Below are 1,705 nucleotides of genomic sequence, written 5' to 3'. Positions count from 1 at the left end.
TCCGTCGTCGGCAGCGTCAGATGTGTATAAGAGACAGCAAATAACCATATCCATTTTTTTTATCCGGCTCAAGATACGTACCCTCAGCCCATTCATTCCATGCATTTATGAATAAGAATGGAACATTAGCAGAAATAGATTTTTTATAAAGTTTATCGAAATTATTCTTAAATACCTGAGGATTACTTCCTTTCATCACGAGTGATTTAGTTTTTTTCCTTGGCGTATTATCCCAATCAACGAATGCACCTGAATAATGTGTTTCACTAAAATCCTTTTCAAGGATTTTATCCCAAATTGATTGATAAGATAATATCTGCTCAACGTAATTTGTTTTTAATTTTTCATTAGAAATACGTTTTATTCTTCCGATCACTTTTCGCAATATCGGTTTAAGTTTCCCCATATTGTGTTCAAAAGTACACATTGGTTCAAAATTTAACTCGGCATCAAAATCTAGCTTACGATGATCTTGAGCGAATGAGGTAAGTGTTGACACAAAATGTATATCACCGAAAGACGTTTCTTTTGCCAGTTTCCGCCAATACTGAATCCATTCATTACACTTTTCAAAGCTAGCAGAACGATATAACAGAAATACAGGCTTACCATTATGTTTAATGTATCTTTCGTCTTCGAAAAATGGCTTGAGATAGTTAAAGTGATTTAGCCAGTCTGATTCGTCACCATAACTTTGGGGCATGATAACATCTCGATGACTACCATCCCAACTACGCGTCCATGGCTCGTTAGCCCATGAAAAAAGGAACGGGAGATGTATATCTTTGTTCTCCAGTAAAAGTTCAGCTGGTTTGTCCAGTAAACGCTTACCATTAAACCAGTAATGATAAAAACAAAAACCATCAATATTATGCTTTTTTGCAAGTTCCGATTGCCATTTTAATGTTTCTACATCGAGCAAATTATAATAATAATCGTTCAGAGGTTCTCTGGGCTGGTTATGATTTTTAAAAAGAGGCGTAGCCTTTTTAACATTGACCCATTCGGTAAAACCCTCTCCCCACCATTTATTATTTTCTTCAATCTCATGAAATTGCGGAAGATAAAATGCTAACGTTTTCAAAAATTGCTCCTTATATTTCTATAACAAACTACAAACAAATGAACTGATAACGAAATCAGGAAATAATCCCAAAAGAAGGATAACTGCACCGGCAAAAACTGATGAGAAAAGAAAATAACAATCAAAGCAAACAGGGAGTTGAAGTTAAGGAATGAGTTCTTATTGATAAAGCAATTGTGATTTCTCGATACAATATATCCAAACAACATACTGAGTACAGCTAACCCTATACTACCGAAATACAGGAAGGGTAATAACAAGGATGTATAAAAGGCATTAAAATAACCAGCACTGCCTAGCAGAACGAAATCTTGTACTTTTGTGAAGAAAGCGCTTTGGTCGTAAAACTTAGCGCCTAGTATACCTAAGAATGAAAATGGACTAGAAAGCTCATACAAGATATCAGTATCACCGCTATCAATTGCATGAGTAAAAAGTGAGTAACCTGCAATCGCATAATTGCGAGTATTAATAAGACTTTGACTTAAGTCGCTATCACCTCTAAAAGTGAATATGGCTAATAACAAAATCAAAAATACACCCAGAGCAAAAATAACCTTCTTCAAAGTCATTTTTCTATCATAGCAATATAATATTAATATCTGTCTCTTATACACATCT

General features: G+C 34.6%; 2 protein-coding genes. Both read right to left on the bottom strand.

Annotated features, from left to right (window positions below; all coding sequences use genetic code 11):
- Window positions 1-16 precede the first annotated feature (16 nt).
- Window positions 17-1,084, bottom strand: coding sequence for a glycoside hydrolase family 99-like domain-containing protein (locus tag HBA26_RS22580; protein ID WP_166721067.1), 1,068 nt, complete (start codon window positions 1,082-1,084; stop codon window positions 17-19).
- Window positions 1,081-1,705, bottom strand: a 625-nt coding sequence (locus tag HBA26_RS22575) for a hypothetical protein (protein WP_208298235.1), incomplete at its 5' end; no start/stop codon positions are given. The genes HBA26_RS22575 and HBA26_RS22580, both read right to left, overlap by 4 nt.

Source organism: Enterobacter sp. 725m/11, assembly GCF_011683705.1.
GTDB classification, from domain to species: domain Bacteria; phylum Pseudomonadota; class Gammaproteobacteria; order Enterobacterales; family Enterobacteriaceae; genus Enterobacter; species Enterobacter bugandensis.
The sequence above is the reverse complement of the archived record's forward strand: the minus strand, read 5'-3'. Positions and strand labels throughout refer to the sequence as shown.